The 13,698-nt window shown below is 72.5% G+C and carries 11 protein-coding genes; 3 read left to right on the forward strand and 8 right to left on the reverse strand.

Annotated elements, in window-relative coordinates; all coding sequences use genetic code 11:
- Positions 1-39: 39 nt before the first annotated feature.
- From O7542_RS21000 to O7542_RS21025, 6 genes are all read right to left on the reverse strand, one after another.
- Positions 40-1,011, reverse strand: a complete 972-nt coding sequence (locus tag O7542_RS21000) for a hypothetical protein (protein ID WP_113971974.1) — start codon at positions 1,009-1,011, stop codon at positions 40-42.
- Between the two features lie 105 nt (positions 1,012-1,116).
- A complete protein-coding gene (gene nfi / locus O7542_RS21005; protein ID WP_281605125.1) occupies positions 1,117-1,836 on the reverse strand; it encodes a deoxyribonuclease V in 720 nt (239 codons plus the stop codon).
- Between the two features lie 6 nt (positions 1,837-1,842).
- Entirely contained in the window at positions 1,843-2,286 is a 444-nt protein-coding gene (locus O7542_RS21010) for a hypothetical protein (protein ID WP_281605126.1), read from the reverse strand.
- Positions 2,283-6,209 carry a toxin glutamine deamidase domain-containing protein gene (locus tag O7542_RS21015; RefSeq protein ID WP_281605127.1) on the reverse strand — a complete coding sequence of 1,309 codons (3,927 nt, stop codon included), beginning with the start codon at positions 6,207-6,209 and terminating at the stop codon, positions 2,283-2,285. The genes O7542_RS21010 and O7542_RS21015 overlap by 4 nt, the downstream gene beginning before the upstream one ends.
- Positions 6,210-6,536: 327 nt before the next feature.
- Positions 6,537-6,893, reverse strand: a complete 357-nt coding sequence (locus O7542_RS21020) for a hypothetical protein (protein ID WP_064447725.1) — start codon at positions 6,891-6,893, stop codon at positions 6,537-6,539.
- Positions 6,894-6,896: 3 nt separating this feature from the next.
- Positions 6,897-7,310: a YbaB/EbfC family nucleoid-associated protein gene (locus O7542_RS21025; protein ID WP_043326418.1), complete on the reverse strand. Its 414-nt coding sequence runs from the start codon at positions 7,308-7,310 to the stop codon at positions 6,897-6,899.
- Positions 7,311-7,391: 81 nt separating this feature from the next.
- On the opposite strand from O7542_RS21025, the gene O7542_RS21030 reads away from it, so the two are divergent.
- Positions 7,392-8,624, forward strand: a complete 1,233-nt coding sequence (locus O7542_RS21030) for an SUKH-3 domain-containing protein (RefSeq protein WP_281605128.1) — start codon at positions 7,392-7,394, stop codon at positions 8,622-8,624.
- 10 nt (positions 8,625-8,634) lie between these two features.
- On the opposite strand, the gene O7542_RS21035 is transcribed toward O7542_RS21030, so the two are convergent.
- Positions 8,635-10,074, reverse strand: a complete 1,440-nt coding sequence (locus O7542_RS21035) for an aldehyde dehydrogenase family protein (protein ID WP_281605129.1) — start codon at positions 10,072-10,074, stop codon at positions 8,635-8,637.
- A gap of 142 nt (positions 10,075-10,216) precedes the next feature.
- Here O7542_RS21035 and O7542_RS21040 point away from each other — a divergent pair, with 142 nt between their 5' ends.
- A complete protein-coding gene (locus O7542_RS21040) occupies positions 10,217-11,653 on the forward strand; it encodes a gamma-aminobutyraldehyde dehydrogenase (RefSeq protein WP_281605130.1) in 1,437 nt (478 codons plus the stop codon).
- A gap of 5 nt (positions 11,654-11,658) precedes the next feature.
- Positions 11,659-12,930 carry a 4-aminobutyrate--2-oxoglutarate transaminase gene (gabT, locus tag O7542_RS21045; protein ID WP_064447722.1) on the forward strand — a complete coding sequence of 424 codons (1,272 nt, stop codon included), beginning with the start codon at positions 11,659-11,661 and terminating at the stop codon, positions 12,928-12,930.
- 66 nt (positions 12,931-12,996) lie between these two features.
- Here the strand turns inward: gabT and O7542_RS21050 are convergent, their stop codons facing one another.
- The gene (locus O7542_RS21050; protein WP_104113172.1) at positions 12,997-13,656 is read right to left on the reverse strand and encodes a hypothetical protein; all 660 of its coding nucleotides are present in this window, start codon (positions 13,654-13,656) and stop codon (positions 12,997-12,999) included.
- Between the last annotated feature and the right edge of the window lie 42 nt (positions 13,657-13,698).

The following is a 13,698-nucleotide window of genomic DNA, read 5'->3' on the forward strand; positions in this document are numbered from 1 at the left end:
CACCGTCACGGTAACCCCGGGAGCCGGTCGGGTTCGGCCTCAGTCCGGCAAGCGGGGCAGGAGGCTCGTCGCGTCCCCGCCCGCGGGCGCGGGCGGCGTCGACCCGGAGACGGGCGGGGTCGGACCGGACGAAGGCGCGCCGTACACGCTGCCCGCCGGACGGGGCGCCGGCGTGCCGCCGTACACCGTGGGGGCCGGCCCGGTGGCGCCGGAGCGGTAGGTGGTGGTGCTGCGTGGCAGCGGGACCGGCGGCTGGTCGGCGACCGGCCCGCCGCCGCTGCGGTCGGCGCGACTGCGGCGCAGCAGCAGGACGATGAGCGCGGCGCCGACGAGCACCAGCCCGATACCGAACCACATGATCATGGAACCTCCGAACGACGAGTCGTCGGCCGCGGCGGTGGCCGGGGCGACGGCAGCGGCGACCGGCGACGTGTCAGTCGCCTCGGCCGGTGTGGTCTCGCTCGCGCTGGGCGTCGGCGAGGGCTTGCGGGACGGACTCGGGCTCGGCGTACGCGGCGCGCCCACCAGCCGGGCCGACCCACCGGCCCGGCCGAGCACGTCACCGTTCGCGGCGCTCGCCTCGCCCGCCAGTTCCAACCGCCCGCCGACGACGCCGGCCAGGAAGGACACCCGGTAGCGCACGGTGGCGCCCTTGCCCTTGCACAGCGGCCGGTCGACCGGCGCGACCTGGGCGGTGGCGACCGCGCCGTCACCACCGGAGACCGGCACCGGCGTCCAGCCGTCCCCGGCGGCCACCTGCACCCGCACCTGGTCCGCCCGAAGGCCCTCCAACCGGAGCCCGATCGCGGTACGCAGCTGCACGCAGCCGTCGGTGCGCTTGCGCACCTCGACAGTCACGCCACCCGGCGAACCCCCGGCGGTGAAGCTGCCCGCCGAGCGCAGCCCGACCCGGTCGTCCCGGGCCGACGCCGGCGACGCCGGGACGGCGATCAGGCCACCCAGCAGCGCGCCGACAATGGCCCACCGCGCCGCGTGCCTCCCCACCGACATCCCCACCTCACCGTTGCGTCCGGACCGGATCCGCCGGTCAGGTTACTACCGGGCCCGGAGGGCACCTTCGCATCGACCACGCCACATGTGTGCCGCGCCACGCGATCACCGCCGGTCCAGGTCACCGCCGGAGACGACGGCCGAGGCGAGCGCCCGGCGGCACAGTTGGTCGGCCGTCCGGGTCGTCTCCGGCAGCCGGTACCGGGGCGTCAGTGCCAGTACCCGTTCGACCGCGTTGTCCAACCCCATCCGGTGCCCGACGCTGACGAAGACCGGCCGGACGCCCTCCCGGGTACGCAGCACCCGCCCGACCACGTCGCCCTCGTCACACAGGTCGGCGCTGTCACCACGCTCGGGGCCCGGCCCGGTCCACGAGCCGACGAGCGGCGTCTTCCCCACGCCGATCGCGGGCAGCCCGGTCACCAGACCCAGATGGCAGGCCAGCCCGAACCGGCGCGGGTGCGCCAGCCCGTGCCCGTCGCACACCAGCAGCTCCGGGCGGACGGTCAGCCGGCCCAACGCGGCCAGCAGCGCCGGCATCTCCCGGAAGGCGAACAGCCCCGGCACGTACGGAAAGGCGGGCCGCCCCACGAACACCGCCTCGTCCACCACGGCGAGGCTGACTGCGTCCAGCACCGTGACAGCGGCGGCGAGTAAATCACCGTCCTGCGCGTACGCCACGTCTAGGCCGGCCACCGTCGCGGGCGCGGCGGGACCGGGCCCCACCAGGTCCACCCGCGACCGCAGCTCCTCCTGTACGCGCCTCGCCTCCGTCGCGTCGGCGGGCGGCACGTACGGCACGGCCGGACCTTCGTCGACGGACATGGCGTGTCAGGAGGGGGTGGCGGCGATGGTGGGGTCGGCGGCGGGGTCACCGGCCTGCTGGAGCTGCTCCTCGAACATCACAAAGGTCCGCCGCCGGATTCCCCTGATCAGCGCCTGCTCCTGCGGCGTCGGATATCGGCGTTCCACCTGGAGCGTGTCCTCAATAGCCCGGACGGTTTCGTAGAGGGCAAAGATCGGCCCGTCGCCACGAAGGTAGAGGCTCCTCTCAAGCTCCGTGAGCTGCACGAACTCTTCAGGCGAAATCTCATAGACCTCGTCACCGCCCACGAACAGCACCTTGTTGATGAGGTTGTTGGCCTCACGCCAACCCCCGGTGTCCTTCGACAGCCTCCAGCCAGCCATGCCACCGTCAGCGGTGGCGACCAACTTCACCGGGGAGTCGTAGTAGTTGAAGAACTTGGGGAGCGTCAAACCCTCTGCCGGCCTCACTGCGGCGGCACCTCTCCGATGTCCTCCCGCACCTTGCTCCAGTAAGTGCCTTGCGCTCGCCGGAGGAGTCCGTCGAGGATGGCGCGTTCTGTGTGTGTCAACGACCTGCCTTCACTCTCTGAGACCGCTTCCAGGTCGCGTCGGACTTCGTACAGCGCATGTTCCCATTCCGCGACCCCCTCGATCGCCGCGAGCTGCAGTCGCAGTTCCGCCATGTGGCCGTTCGACATTCGAAGGTTGAGCAAGATATCCCGGTAACCGCTGTCCTGCGGATCGAGGAACCGGTCCTTGACATGCAGGATCACTACCTTCGGGTCGGCTGCCAGTCGTCCGAGCGCATGGTAAACAGCGTCAAGAGTGTCGAATTGCACCTTTGCGCCCGCCAAATCCTTGAGCTTTGACGCGTCGTTCTCGTACTCGACCAACTTGTCGAGTACGCGTTCGCGATTCTTGGGCTCCTTCCTCCAACCAGGCCTGCCTTGATCAGCGGCCAGCACAACAGCAAGCGTGTTCAGCTCCTGTTGGGCTACCGCCGCATCCGCGTACAGCCGGTCCACGTAAGCGAGCCGATACACCTCGTCATTTCGGCGGGCCCTATCGAATCCGAGCTGCAACCGCCGTTGGCCGCGCCTCGCGACCCGCTCTCCGAGTTCCCGCTGCTCTTCACTGACAGGCGTCGGGTGGGGTTTCAGCGGCTCTGGCGCGATCACCGCCTCGGTCCCGCGGACGGCTATGTCGTTGATGACCTCGCCGAGCACGTCGATGGCCTGCTGGTGGCTGGCCAGGTGATGCAGGGTCAGCGGTCGCGCGGTCAGCGAGTTCGCGAGTTCCGGTGTCGCCAGGAGCATCCGGACCAGGTCGGGCCGCTCGGCGAGCTGCCGTACCAGCGTCTCGGCCAGCAACTCCTCCCGTCGCGGTGGCGCTTCCCAGCTCTGGTCGAGCATTCGTTGCACGCGCGGGTCGGCGAACAACCGGCTGAGGTCGGCCGCGGCGGCATCGTCCAGCCCGGGTGCGAGCCGCCGCAGCGTCGGCGCGTCGGCGGCCTGCGCCAGCTCCACGGGTGTCACCCCGGCGGCGAAGGCCGCGTCGAGGCTTCCGCTCTCGGCGAGCACGTCGCGTACGTAGAGCCCGCCGGCTATCCGGTCGGCGTGCGCCTGCCGGTGTTCCTCGCGTACCCGGTCGGGTTGCGGCTCGACGGGCGGCGCGCTGCCCGTCGGGGGTGCGTCCGCCCGGGTGTGGAAAGTGGTGGACTCGCCGAGCAGGTGGACGTGATTGAAGTCCGGCGCGTTCCCGTCGTCGGCCGGCGGCGGCTCGGGCAGGCGTGGCGGCGGCGGCTCGGGCAGGCGTGGCGGCGCCGGGCGGGGTAAGGGCTCGGGCAGGACGTTGAACGTGCCGGGCGGGCGGCCGGTGAGCGGCATCGGCCGTCCGTCAGGGCCGAGCACCAGCGCGTCGACACCGACCACGTTGCCCTCGAACGGGCGACCGCTGTGGTGGTAGAGCGGCCGGTCGGCGACGGCGCCCGACTGCGGGTCGAGGAAGAGGACCGTGCCGTTCTGGTTCAACGCCACCCAGGCGTGCGATCCGCCACCCTCGAAGCTGGTGATGAGGAAGGCGTAGCTGCCGTGGCCGCCCGACGCCAGCTGCGCGTACAGGTCGCGGTAGCCGCGATCCACCAGCCACTGGCGCTGCGGGCCGGTGATGCCGGGCCGGTCGACCGGGCACAGGTTCTGGAACCGGCCGCCAGTGGTCTGCTCGACCCGCAGCGGTCCGTCCGCCTCGCCGCCCACTGGGCGGAGCACGTCACCGCCGAGGTAGCCGTCGAACGTACGCGGAGCGGCGACCCGCGGCCGTCCGTGGACCCATGTCTCGAACAGCGACAGGGTGCAGTCGAGGCAGTTGATGCCCCGGGTCGCGTCCGCCGCCGGTCCGCCGTCGTTCGCCAGGCGGAACCATCCGCCACGCCGGGGATCGGCGGTACGCGCGACGCTGCCGTCCGGGTTGCGGGGCATCTGCCGTTCCAGGTCGGTCTGATGCAGTGCGAGCGGTGGCCGGAGCCCTCCCCGACGGCCGTAGGGCCGGGACCTGTCGATCGGTTCGGGGTGGCCGTGGCCGGTGAGCGCGGAATGGTCGGCCGTCTCGACCGCGCCGACGGCCAGGTCCGCCACGTCGTCGTTGATCCGGTAGAAGTCGAGGTCGTCCTCGACCATCACCTGCTCCGGCACGAGTCGCCCGGCGAGGACCTGCCGAGCCTCCTCGCGCAGGTCGGCCGCCTCGAGATCCGCCTCGTGCGCTTCGCGGTGCCATCGTTGCGCCGCCAGCGTCCGCCCGGTGCGACGCAGTTCCATCGCCTGCGCGGCCCAGTCGCTGGCCCGTTCCTCGTGATAGGCGGCACGCTCGTGCAGCCAGTCGGCCCTGGTCTGACGTCGGCGATCCTCGAACCACGTCCGCTGGGCCTGCAGGTAACCGTGGTAGCGGCGCCGGTCGAACGACTCCCGGTCGGCCGCGAGGCGCGCGGCGCGCTCCTGGATGGTCCGTAGGTCGGGAGGCGGCGGGTCGACCGGGCCGGGGTTGGGTGCCGGCGGATCGATGGCGGGCCGAGGCGGCGCCAGGGACTCCAGCAGCGGAAAGCGCGGGTTCGGCGTCGGGCGGGGGTCCGGCCCGAGCGGCCCCTGGGGTGAGGCGGACTGCGGCTGTGGCGGCGGGGCGCTCAACGGTGCGGGGTGCCCGACGTCGGGGGCAGTCCGGTCCGACGGTGGTGGCGCCGCCGACTGCGGGTGCTCCCCGATCGATGGGGACAGCGTGGCCGGTCCTGCTGCCGCCTGGACCGGAGTCGATGGCGGCGGCGAGTTGCTGCCGGGCACCAGGGGCGGGTAACCCGTGGCGGTTCGCGGGTCGACCTGCTCGGCAGGGAACGCGACGGGCACATCCGTGATCACCGAGGACAACGTGGGGCTGGAAGCGACCGATAGCCGCGTCACGTCCGGTGGGGTGGCAGCGGCCACCGGCGGCGTCGCCGTCTCCGGCGCCGGACGCGGCGGGTCAACCGCCAGCGGGTGAGCGGCGGCAGCGTGCGGTGGGACGGGTGCGGGTGTCGGGGAGACCTGGCCCGCCACCGCTTCGCCGCCCTGGACGACCGGCTCGGCGACCCGCTGGGCCGGGATGAGCCCGACGGGGTCGCCGACGGGTGGCACGTCCAGCCCGACCGGCGGAACGGTCAGCCCGCTCAACTGCCCGTCGAGGCGGCGTTGCAGCGCGGAGTCGGTCTGGCCGGTGGCGGAGCCGGTCGCGCCGGACGCCGCGGCGCGCGCGAGATCCTCCAGCGACGGGCCGTGACCGGTGGCCAATCCGGCCGCGGTCTCGGCCAGAGTCTCCCCGGCCATCTCCCGGCCGAACCGCTCGCCGATCTCGGCGAACCGCCCGCTCGCATGACGGCCCAGACCCGCGAGCGGCGCGACCGCCCCACCGGCGAAGCCGCCGAGAGCCGACGTGCTCACGTCGGTCAGGTCCAGGCCGTCACGTCGGCCGGTGGTGTTCTGATACGCCTGCGTCGCGAGGTTGGTACCCGCTTCCTGACCGGCCTCCACCAGGCCGCCGAGCGCCGCCCGTCGGGCCAGTCCACGGGCACCGGCCTTCGCCGCCTCCTTCGCGGCCCGCTCACCCGCCTCCTTGAGCCCCTGCTTGACCGCCTTGCGGGCGAGCTGGGCCACCAGGCGCTTGAAGATCTGCTGGACGACGACCCTCGTCGCGGTGATCGCGGCGGCGGCCGCCGGGGAGGCGGCGCCCAGGGTGAGCACGGCGGCCACCGCCAGGGCCAGCAGTTCCACCACCAGGATGCCCAGCTCGATCCAGGCTTCGAGCTTCGCGCCCTCGATGTCGCAGCCGCAGGAGTCGACCAGCCGGCCCAACTCGTCGGTGGCCGCCACGAGGACGTGCAGCGGCGCATCCTCACCTTCGGCGAGCTTGTGCCAGGCCCTGTCGAACGCGCCGGCGACCAGGCCGACGCCGCCGTATCCGCTCTTCACCTCACCGGCGGCGGCGGTGGCGTCGTCGCGCGGACCGGTCAGGACGCCCGCGACGCCGTACCACTGGTCGGCCAGGTCCCAGACGGAGCGCTCGTTGCCCTCCGGCCACTCGACGCCCACGACCCAGTCGAGCGCTTCGTAGATCCAGCCGGGCACGTCCCACGGGCAGAAGTCGAGCGGGTGCGGGATCGGGCTGGGCAGCATGCTCACGCGCGGATCCTCCGGTGGTCAGCGCCAGGGCCGACGCGGGTTGTGGCCCTGCTGGGGGATCTTTCCGAGGTCACGGGCGTTGCTCAGGTCCGTCTCCACGGTGGCCGCGACCGAGCGGACGACGTCCGACCCGAGCACCTCCAGCGACCGGCCGAGTTGTTCCCACGCGCGCAGCAGCGTCTCGGCGTAGCCCTGGTAATGCTTGTCGAAGGCGACGCCGATGTCGTCCCGGCCCCAGGGTCGTTGGGCGCTCGCAGTCGCGATCGGGTCGCCTGTCTCCCGCCGGGCCGCGCTCATCGCCTTACCGGACAGGGTCAGGTCGGCGCCGCCGCGCCGGGCCCGGTCCGGGTCCAGCCAGATCTCTCCCCCGGCCACCTGTCACTCGCCGCGTGCCAGCACGGCGTCGGCCCGGCCGAGCAGCGCGCCGAAGTCATTGGTACGCAGGAACTCGACCGACGGTGAACCCGGGGGCAGATAGCCGGAGACCAGCTCGCGGGTGGCGGTGACAGCGGCCGTGGAGGCGCGCAGCACGGTCTCGGTGATCTTCCGGCTCAGCCCTCCGGCATCCCGGTCCCGGAAGACGGCAGGGCTCACCTCGACGCTGATCAGCTCGCCTCGCGCGCCGACCACAGCGGTCACCTGACCGTCGTCGGAGCGTTCGGTGACCCGCAGCTCGGCCAGTTTGACCTGAAGTTCGTCCAGACCGGACCGCAACCGCTGGTACTGGCCGTACACCTCGTCGAATCGCGCGCGTAGTGCACGGTTCGCATCCCGGTCCGCACTCTCGGCCACCGCCACACCCCTTCCGTCACCGTGGGTAGGCCCGACCATACCGGGTGCCACGAAATCCGTGGGGTCCGGTAATTTCAAGTGGTGATCGAGCGACAGCAGGCCGAGCAGATCGCCTCGGTATGGGCCCGGCGGGACTCCGACCGCCTCGGTTTTCCCTGCACGCCGGTGGTCGAGGAGTTCGACCTGGGCTACGTGGTTCTGTCCACTGTGTCCGCCGATGCCCGGGCGCTCCCCGGCGACCTGCCGACCACAGTCATCGACAAGGAGACCGGCGAGGTCTCCACCTGGCCGCGGATTCCGGCGCCGGCGGTCGAGGCGATGTACCGGCAGCAGCGGCCCGATGAACCCCGTGCGCCGCGCGCCGTCGACCCGGCCGCCCAACTGCTGCGCGAGTTGACCCGGCTGCCCACGCCGGGCGCGGCGGCGCACCTCGCGCTCGACGGCCGCCGGCACGTCGCGCAGGGCGCCAAAGGAGATGTCGAGGTCCGGCACCATCCGCTGGTGCAGTCCTACCTGGACGATCTGACCCCGGGCCATCTGGTGCGGGGCGGCGAGCGGCACGCCGAGATGATCGTGGTCTCCGACGCGCTGTACGAGCACGACCACCGCCGGACCGCCGAAGGTCTGCCACCACTGACCATCGAGGACGCCCGCGACCTGCTCGGCACCAGCCGGATCGAGAGCTTCCGGGTGCGCGAGCCCGGTGACCCGGCGGGTGGTCCGGCCGACCTCCGCTGCGAGTCGTGCATCAGATTCCTCGTGCACGTCAACGTGCTTCCCTGGCCGGAACTGGCCTACGCCGAGGAATGGCAGTCCGAGCCACAGACACCCCCCGAGCCCGGCCGGTTTCCCACCGAGGTCGCGAACGCGCTGGTGATCGCCGGTTGGCGCCCGCACTTCGGCGACGAGGTCTCCGCCACCACCTCGGTCCGTAAGGTCACCGAGGTCAGCGGCACCAAGCACACCCATGCCCCCTTCCCCGCCGCGCTGGCGACACTCACCGCCTTTCCCGGCCTGGTGACCGCGCGCCAGGGTCCGGGCGAAGCGGTGTGGATCTCACGCTTCGAGATACGACCGCGAAAGGTGGCGCACAGCGCCGACTCTCTCGCCGACTTCGGCGCGGTCATCGGCGCGCGCCTCTTCCCGCTCGGCAGCGAACGTCAGGAGAGCATCCTCGCCGTCGACGAGCACAGCCGGATCTTCGCCCTCGACCAGGCCGGCGAGTGGTTCCTCGGCGCCGACATCGACGCCGCCCTCACCACCCTGCTGCTCGGCCGTGCCCCCGCCCGGGTCCGCGACGACGGCACCTGGTGAGGCCGAGCGATCAGAGAGGCACGCCGGTCAGCACCATCACCCGCGGCTCGGTGTAGTCGTCCATCGCGCTGCGCAGCCCTTCCCGCCCGACGCCGGAGCCCTTCATCCCGCCGTACGGCATCTGGTCGGCCCGGTACGACGGCACGTCCCCGACGATCACACCGCCCACTTCGAGCGTGCGGGCGGCGTCGAACGCCACGTCGAGCCGGTGGGTGAAGACGCCGGCCTGCAGGCCGTACGCGGAGTCGTTGACGGCGGCGAACGCGGCCCGGTCATCCGCGACCGGGGCGACCACCAGCACCGGCCCGAACACCTCCTCGGCGCACACCTTCGCGTCGGCGGGTACGCCGCTGAGCACTGTGGGCGGATAGGTCGCGCCGTCGCGCCGCCCGCCGACCTCGACGACGGCGCCGGCGGCGACCGCCTCGTCCACCCAGGTCTCGACGCGCTGCGCCGCCTCGACCGACACCAGCGGGCCGACGTCGGTCAGCTCGGCGCGCGGGTCGCCGGTACGCAGCGCCTGTACCGCCGCGACGAGCCGGGGCAGGAAGCCGTCGTATAGCCGTTCGTGCACGTAGACGCGCTGCACCGCGATGCAGGACTGCCCGGCCTGGTAGTTGGAGAACGTGGCGATGCGCTGTGCGGCGAACGTCAGGTCGTCGTCCGCCGACCAGTCCGCGCAGATGACCGCTGCGGCGTTGCCACCGAGTTCCAGCGTGACGTGCTTGTCCGGGGCGGCCCGGCGGATGGCCGCGCCGACCGGCCCGGAGCCGGTGAACGACACGACCGGCAGGCGCGGGTCGGCGACCAGTTCGGCGGCGCGCTCGTTCGGTAGCGGCAGCACCGAGAACATGCCCTCGGGCAGGTCCGTCTCGGCCAGGATCTCGCCGAGCAGCAGCGCGGTGAGCGGGGTGGCCGGGGCCGGCTTGACCACGATCGGCGTACCGACGGCGAGCGCCGGGGCGACCTTGTGGGCGACCAGGTTGAGCGGGAAGTTGAACGGCGTGATGCCGAGCACCGGCCCGCGCGGAACCCGCCGGACCAGGGCGATCCGGCCGATGGCGGCGGGGTCGGTGTCGAGCCGTTGCAGGTCGCCGGAGAAGCGCCGGGCCTCCTCGGCGGCCCAGCGGAACGTGGAGACCGCGCGCCCCACCTCGGCCTTCGCCCATTTGACCGGCTTGCCGTTCTCGGCGGTGATCAGCGCGGCGACCTCGTCGGCCCGCCCGGCGAGCCGGCGGGAGACGTGGTCCAGGGCCGCCGCGCGGGCGTGCGCGGGCAGGGCCGCGGCCTCCGCCGCTACCCGGGCGGCCCCCGCGACGGCGGCTTCGACCTGGTCGGCCGTGGCGAGCGTGGTACGCCCCACCGGCTGCCCGTCGTACGGGTGGGTGACTGTCAGCTCGTCCTCGCCGTGGGCGGGGCGACCGGCGACGTAGAAGGCTCTCGGCTCCACGACCGGCAGCCTAGACCACAGGTGCCCACGCGGAAACAGTTGCTCAAACCCTTGTCTGCCTCGGATTTAGTAGCCAAGATGGCAGTCAGATTGCGATAACCTCCGCTGACCCTCTCCCCGGCCACCTTCACGGAGACTTCTGATGAGCGACCAGCAGCAGCTGCGCAACTTCGTCAACGGCGAGTACGTCGACCCGGTGGACGGCGGCTACGCCGACCTGATCGACCCGTGCACCGGCGAGGTCTTCGCCCAGGCCCCGGTCTCCGGCGCGGCGGACGTGGACGCGGCGATGAAGGCCGCGTCCGCCGCGTTCGAGACCTGGCGCGACACCACCCCGGCCGAGCGGCAGCGGGCGCTGCTGAAGTTCGCCGACGCGGTGGAGGCGCGGGCCGCCGAGCTGGTCGACGCCGAGGTCCGCAACACCGGCAAGCCCCGGCAGCTCACCACCGAGGAGGAGTTGCCGCCGGCGGTGGACGAGCTGCGCTTCTTCGCCGGCGCCGCGCGTCTGCTGGAGGGCCGCTCGGCCGGTGAGTACATGGCCGGGCACACCTCGTACGTGCGGCGCGAGCCGATCGGCGTCTGCGCCCAGGTGACGCCGTGGAACTACCCGCTGATGATGGCGGTCTGGAAGATCGCCCCGGCCCTCGCCGCCGGGAACGCGGTGGTGCTGAAGCCGTCGGACACCACGCCGGTGTCGACGCTGCTGCTGGCCGAGATCGCCGCCGAGCACCTGCCCCCGGGTGTGTTCAACGTGGTCTGCGGCGACCGCGACACCGGCCGTACGCTGGTCTCCCACCCGACCCCGCAGCTCGTGTCGATCACCGGCTCGACCCGCGCGGGCATGGAGGTCGCCGCCGCGGCGGCGCCGGACCTGAAGCGGACGCACCTGGAGCTGGGCGGCAAGGCCCCGGTGGTGATCTTCGACGACGCCGACGTGGCGGCGGCGGCCGAGGCGATCGCGATGGGCGGCTACTTCAACGCCGGTCAGGACTGCACGGCGGCCACCCGGGTGCTGACCGGGCCGGGCATCCACGAGGACTTCGTGGCCGCGCTGACCGAGCAGGCCCGCAACACCCGTACCGGCGCGCCGGACGACGCCGACGTGCTCTACGGCCCGCTGAACAACGCCAACCAGCTCGCCCGGGTGAGCGGATTCGTGGACCGCCTGCCGGACCACGCGAACGTCACCACCGGCGGCGCCCGGGTCGGCGAGCGCGGCTTCTTCTACGCCCCGACCGTGGTCTCCGGCGTACGCCAGGCCGACGAGATCATCCAGGACGAGGTGTTCGGGCCGGTCATCACCGTGCAGCGCTTCTCCGACGAGGACGAGGCGGTGCGCTGGGCCAACGGCGTGGACTACGGCCTGTCCGCCTCGGTGTGGACGCGCGACCACGGCCGGGCCATGCGGATGACGCGGCGGCTGGACTTCGGCTGCGTCTGGGTGAACACGCACATCCCGTTCGTCTCGGAGATGCCGCACGGCGGCTTCAAGCACTCCGGCCACGGCAAGGACCTGTCGGTCTACAGCCTGGAGGACTACACCCGGGTCAAGCACGTCATGCACAACATCGAGGGCTGATCGCGATGGCCACCAGCGAGGAGCTGCACAAGCGCCGGGTCGAGGCGGTGGCGCGGGGCGTCGGCAGCACCATTCCCGCGTACGTGGACCGGGCGGGCGGCGGCACGATCACCGACGTGGACGGGCGGGAGTGGATCGACTTCGCCGCCGGCATCGCCGTCACCAACGTGGGCAACTCCGCGCCGCGTGTGGTCGAGGCGGTACGCGCGCAGGTCGAGCGGTTCACCCACACCTGCTTCATGGTCGCGCCGTACGAGTCGTACGTGGCGGTCTGCGAGCAGCTCAACGCGCTGACCCCGGGTGGTTTCGGGAAGCGCTCGGCGTTGTTCAACTCCGGCGCCGAGGCGGTGGAGAACGCGGTGAAGATCGCCCGGCACGCGACCGGGCGGCCGGCGGTGGTGGTGTTCGACCACGCGTACCACGGCCGGACCAACCTGACCATGGCGCTGACCGCGAAGAACATGCCGTACAAGCACCGGTTCGGGCCGTTCGCCGGTGAGGTCTACCGGGTGCCGATGTCGTACCCGCTGCGCGACGGCGGGCTGGACGGCGCCACCGCGGCGGCCCGCTCGATCGAGATGATCGAGAAGCAGGTGGGCGCGGAGAACGTGGCGGCGCTGCTGATCGAGCCGATCCAGGGCGAGGGCGGTTTCGTCGTACCCGCTGAGGGTTTCCTGCCGGCGCTGCGCGAGTGGGCGACGGCGGCCGGGGTGGTCTTCGTCGCCGACGAGATCCAGACCGGTTTCTGCCGCACCGGCGACTGGTTCGCCTGCGAGCACGAGGGCGTCGAGCCGGACCTGATCACGCTGGCCAAGGGCATCGCGGGCGGGCTGCCGCTGGCGGCGGTGACCGGCCGGGCGGAGCTGATGGACGCGGTGCACGTCGGCGGTCTGGGCGGCACGTACGGCGGCAACCCGATCGCCTGCGCCGCCGCGCTCGCGTCGATCGAGACGATGCGGGAGCTGGACCTGGCCGCCGCCGCGCGCCGGATCGGCGCGGTGATGGGTGAGCGGCTGCGCGCGATCGCCGCCGGTGACCCGCGCGTGGCCGAGGTACGCGGCCGGGGCGCGATGCTCGCCGTGGAGATCGTCGTACCGGGCACGTCGACCCCCGACCCGGCCGCCACGGCGGCGATCTCGGCGGCCTGCCACGCGGCCGGGCTGCTCACGCTGACCTGCGGCACCTACGGCAACGTGCTGCGGTTCCTGCCGCCGCTGGTCATCTCCGACGACGAGCTGGGCCGAGGGCTGGACATCCTGGCGGCCGCCTTCGGCTGACCCCGGACGTGGAACACCATGGGCCGATCATCCCCAGGACCGGCCCATGGTGTCCCACCCCGGAATTCAGCGAATCAGCTCGACGGTGTTGCGCCGGACCAGGTTCTTGCCCGGTTCCCGGATGGCGTCCATGGCGGCGGTGTTGAGCAGCACGCAACTACCGGACGGCCCGGTCACCGTCACGGTCACCGCCTTGTTGTTGTCCAGGTTCGTCACCCGCAGCCGGGTGCCGAGCGGGAACTGGCCGCTGGTGGCGGCCGGCGCCCCACCTTCGGCGAAGAACGTGAGCGCGCCGGAGCAGACGCTGCCGCCGATCGGCTGCGCGGCGCCGGGCCGGGTCTCGCCCGGCTGCGCACCCGGGGCCGGAGCGGCGGCGCCGTCGAGGCGTTCCACCACGTTGCGGCGGATGACGTTCTTGCCCGGCTCGCGTACCAGGTCCATGGCGGCGGCGTTGAGCAGCACGCAGCTACCGGACGGCCCGGTGACGGTCACCGTGGCCACCTTGCGGTTGTCGAGGTTCGTCACCCGCAGGCGTGTGCCCACCGGGAACCTGTCGCTCGTCGCGGCCGGCGGGCCGCTCTCGGCCGAGAAGGTCACCGACCCGGCGCAGGCCGACCGCCCGACCGGCGCGGTGTCCGCGAATCCCAGTCCGGTTCCCACCGAGACCGCCACCGTGGCGGTCACCGCCACGATTGCCGCCATCGCGTGCTTACGCTGCACCCTCACGTTCTCTCCCGTCGTCGCTGTCGTTCCCCGCGTGGTACGGAC

The sequence above is a fragment of the Micromonospora sp. WMMC264 genome (genome assembly GCF_027497275.1).
GTDB lineage: Bacteria > Actinomycetota > Actinomycetes > Mycobacteriales > Micromonosporaceae > Micromonospora > Micromonospora chalcea.

Bases quoted from the DNA above. Each gene is read 5' to 3' on its own strand.
- O7542_RS21000 (WP_113971974.1), bottom strand. From the start codon at position 1,011: ATGTCGGTGGGGAGGCACGCGGCGCGGTGGGCCATTGTCGGCGCGCTG.
- gabT (WP_064447722.1), top strand. From the start codon at position 11,659: ATGGCCACCAGCGAGGAGCTGCACAAGCGCCGGGTCGAGGCGGTGGCG.
- O7542_RS21040 (WP_281605130.1), top strand. From the start codon at position 10,217: ATGAGCGACCAGCAGCAGCTGCGCAACTTCGTCAACGGCGAGTACGTC.
- nfi (WP_281605125.1), bottom strand. From the start codon at position 1,836: ATGTCCGTCGACGAAGGTCCGGCCGTGCCGTACGTGCCGCCCGCCGAC.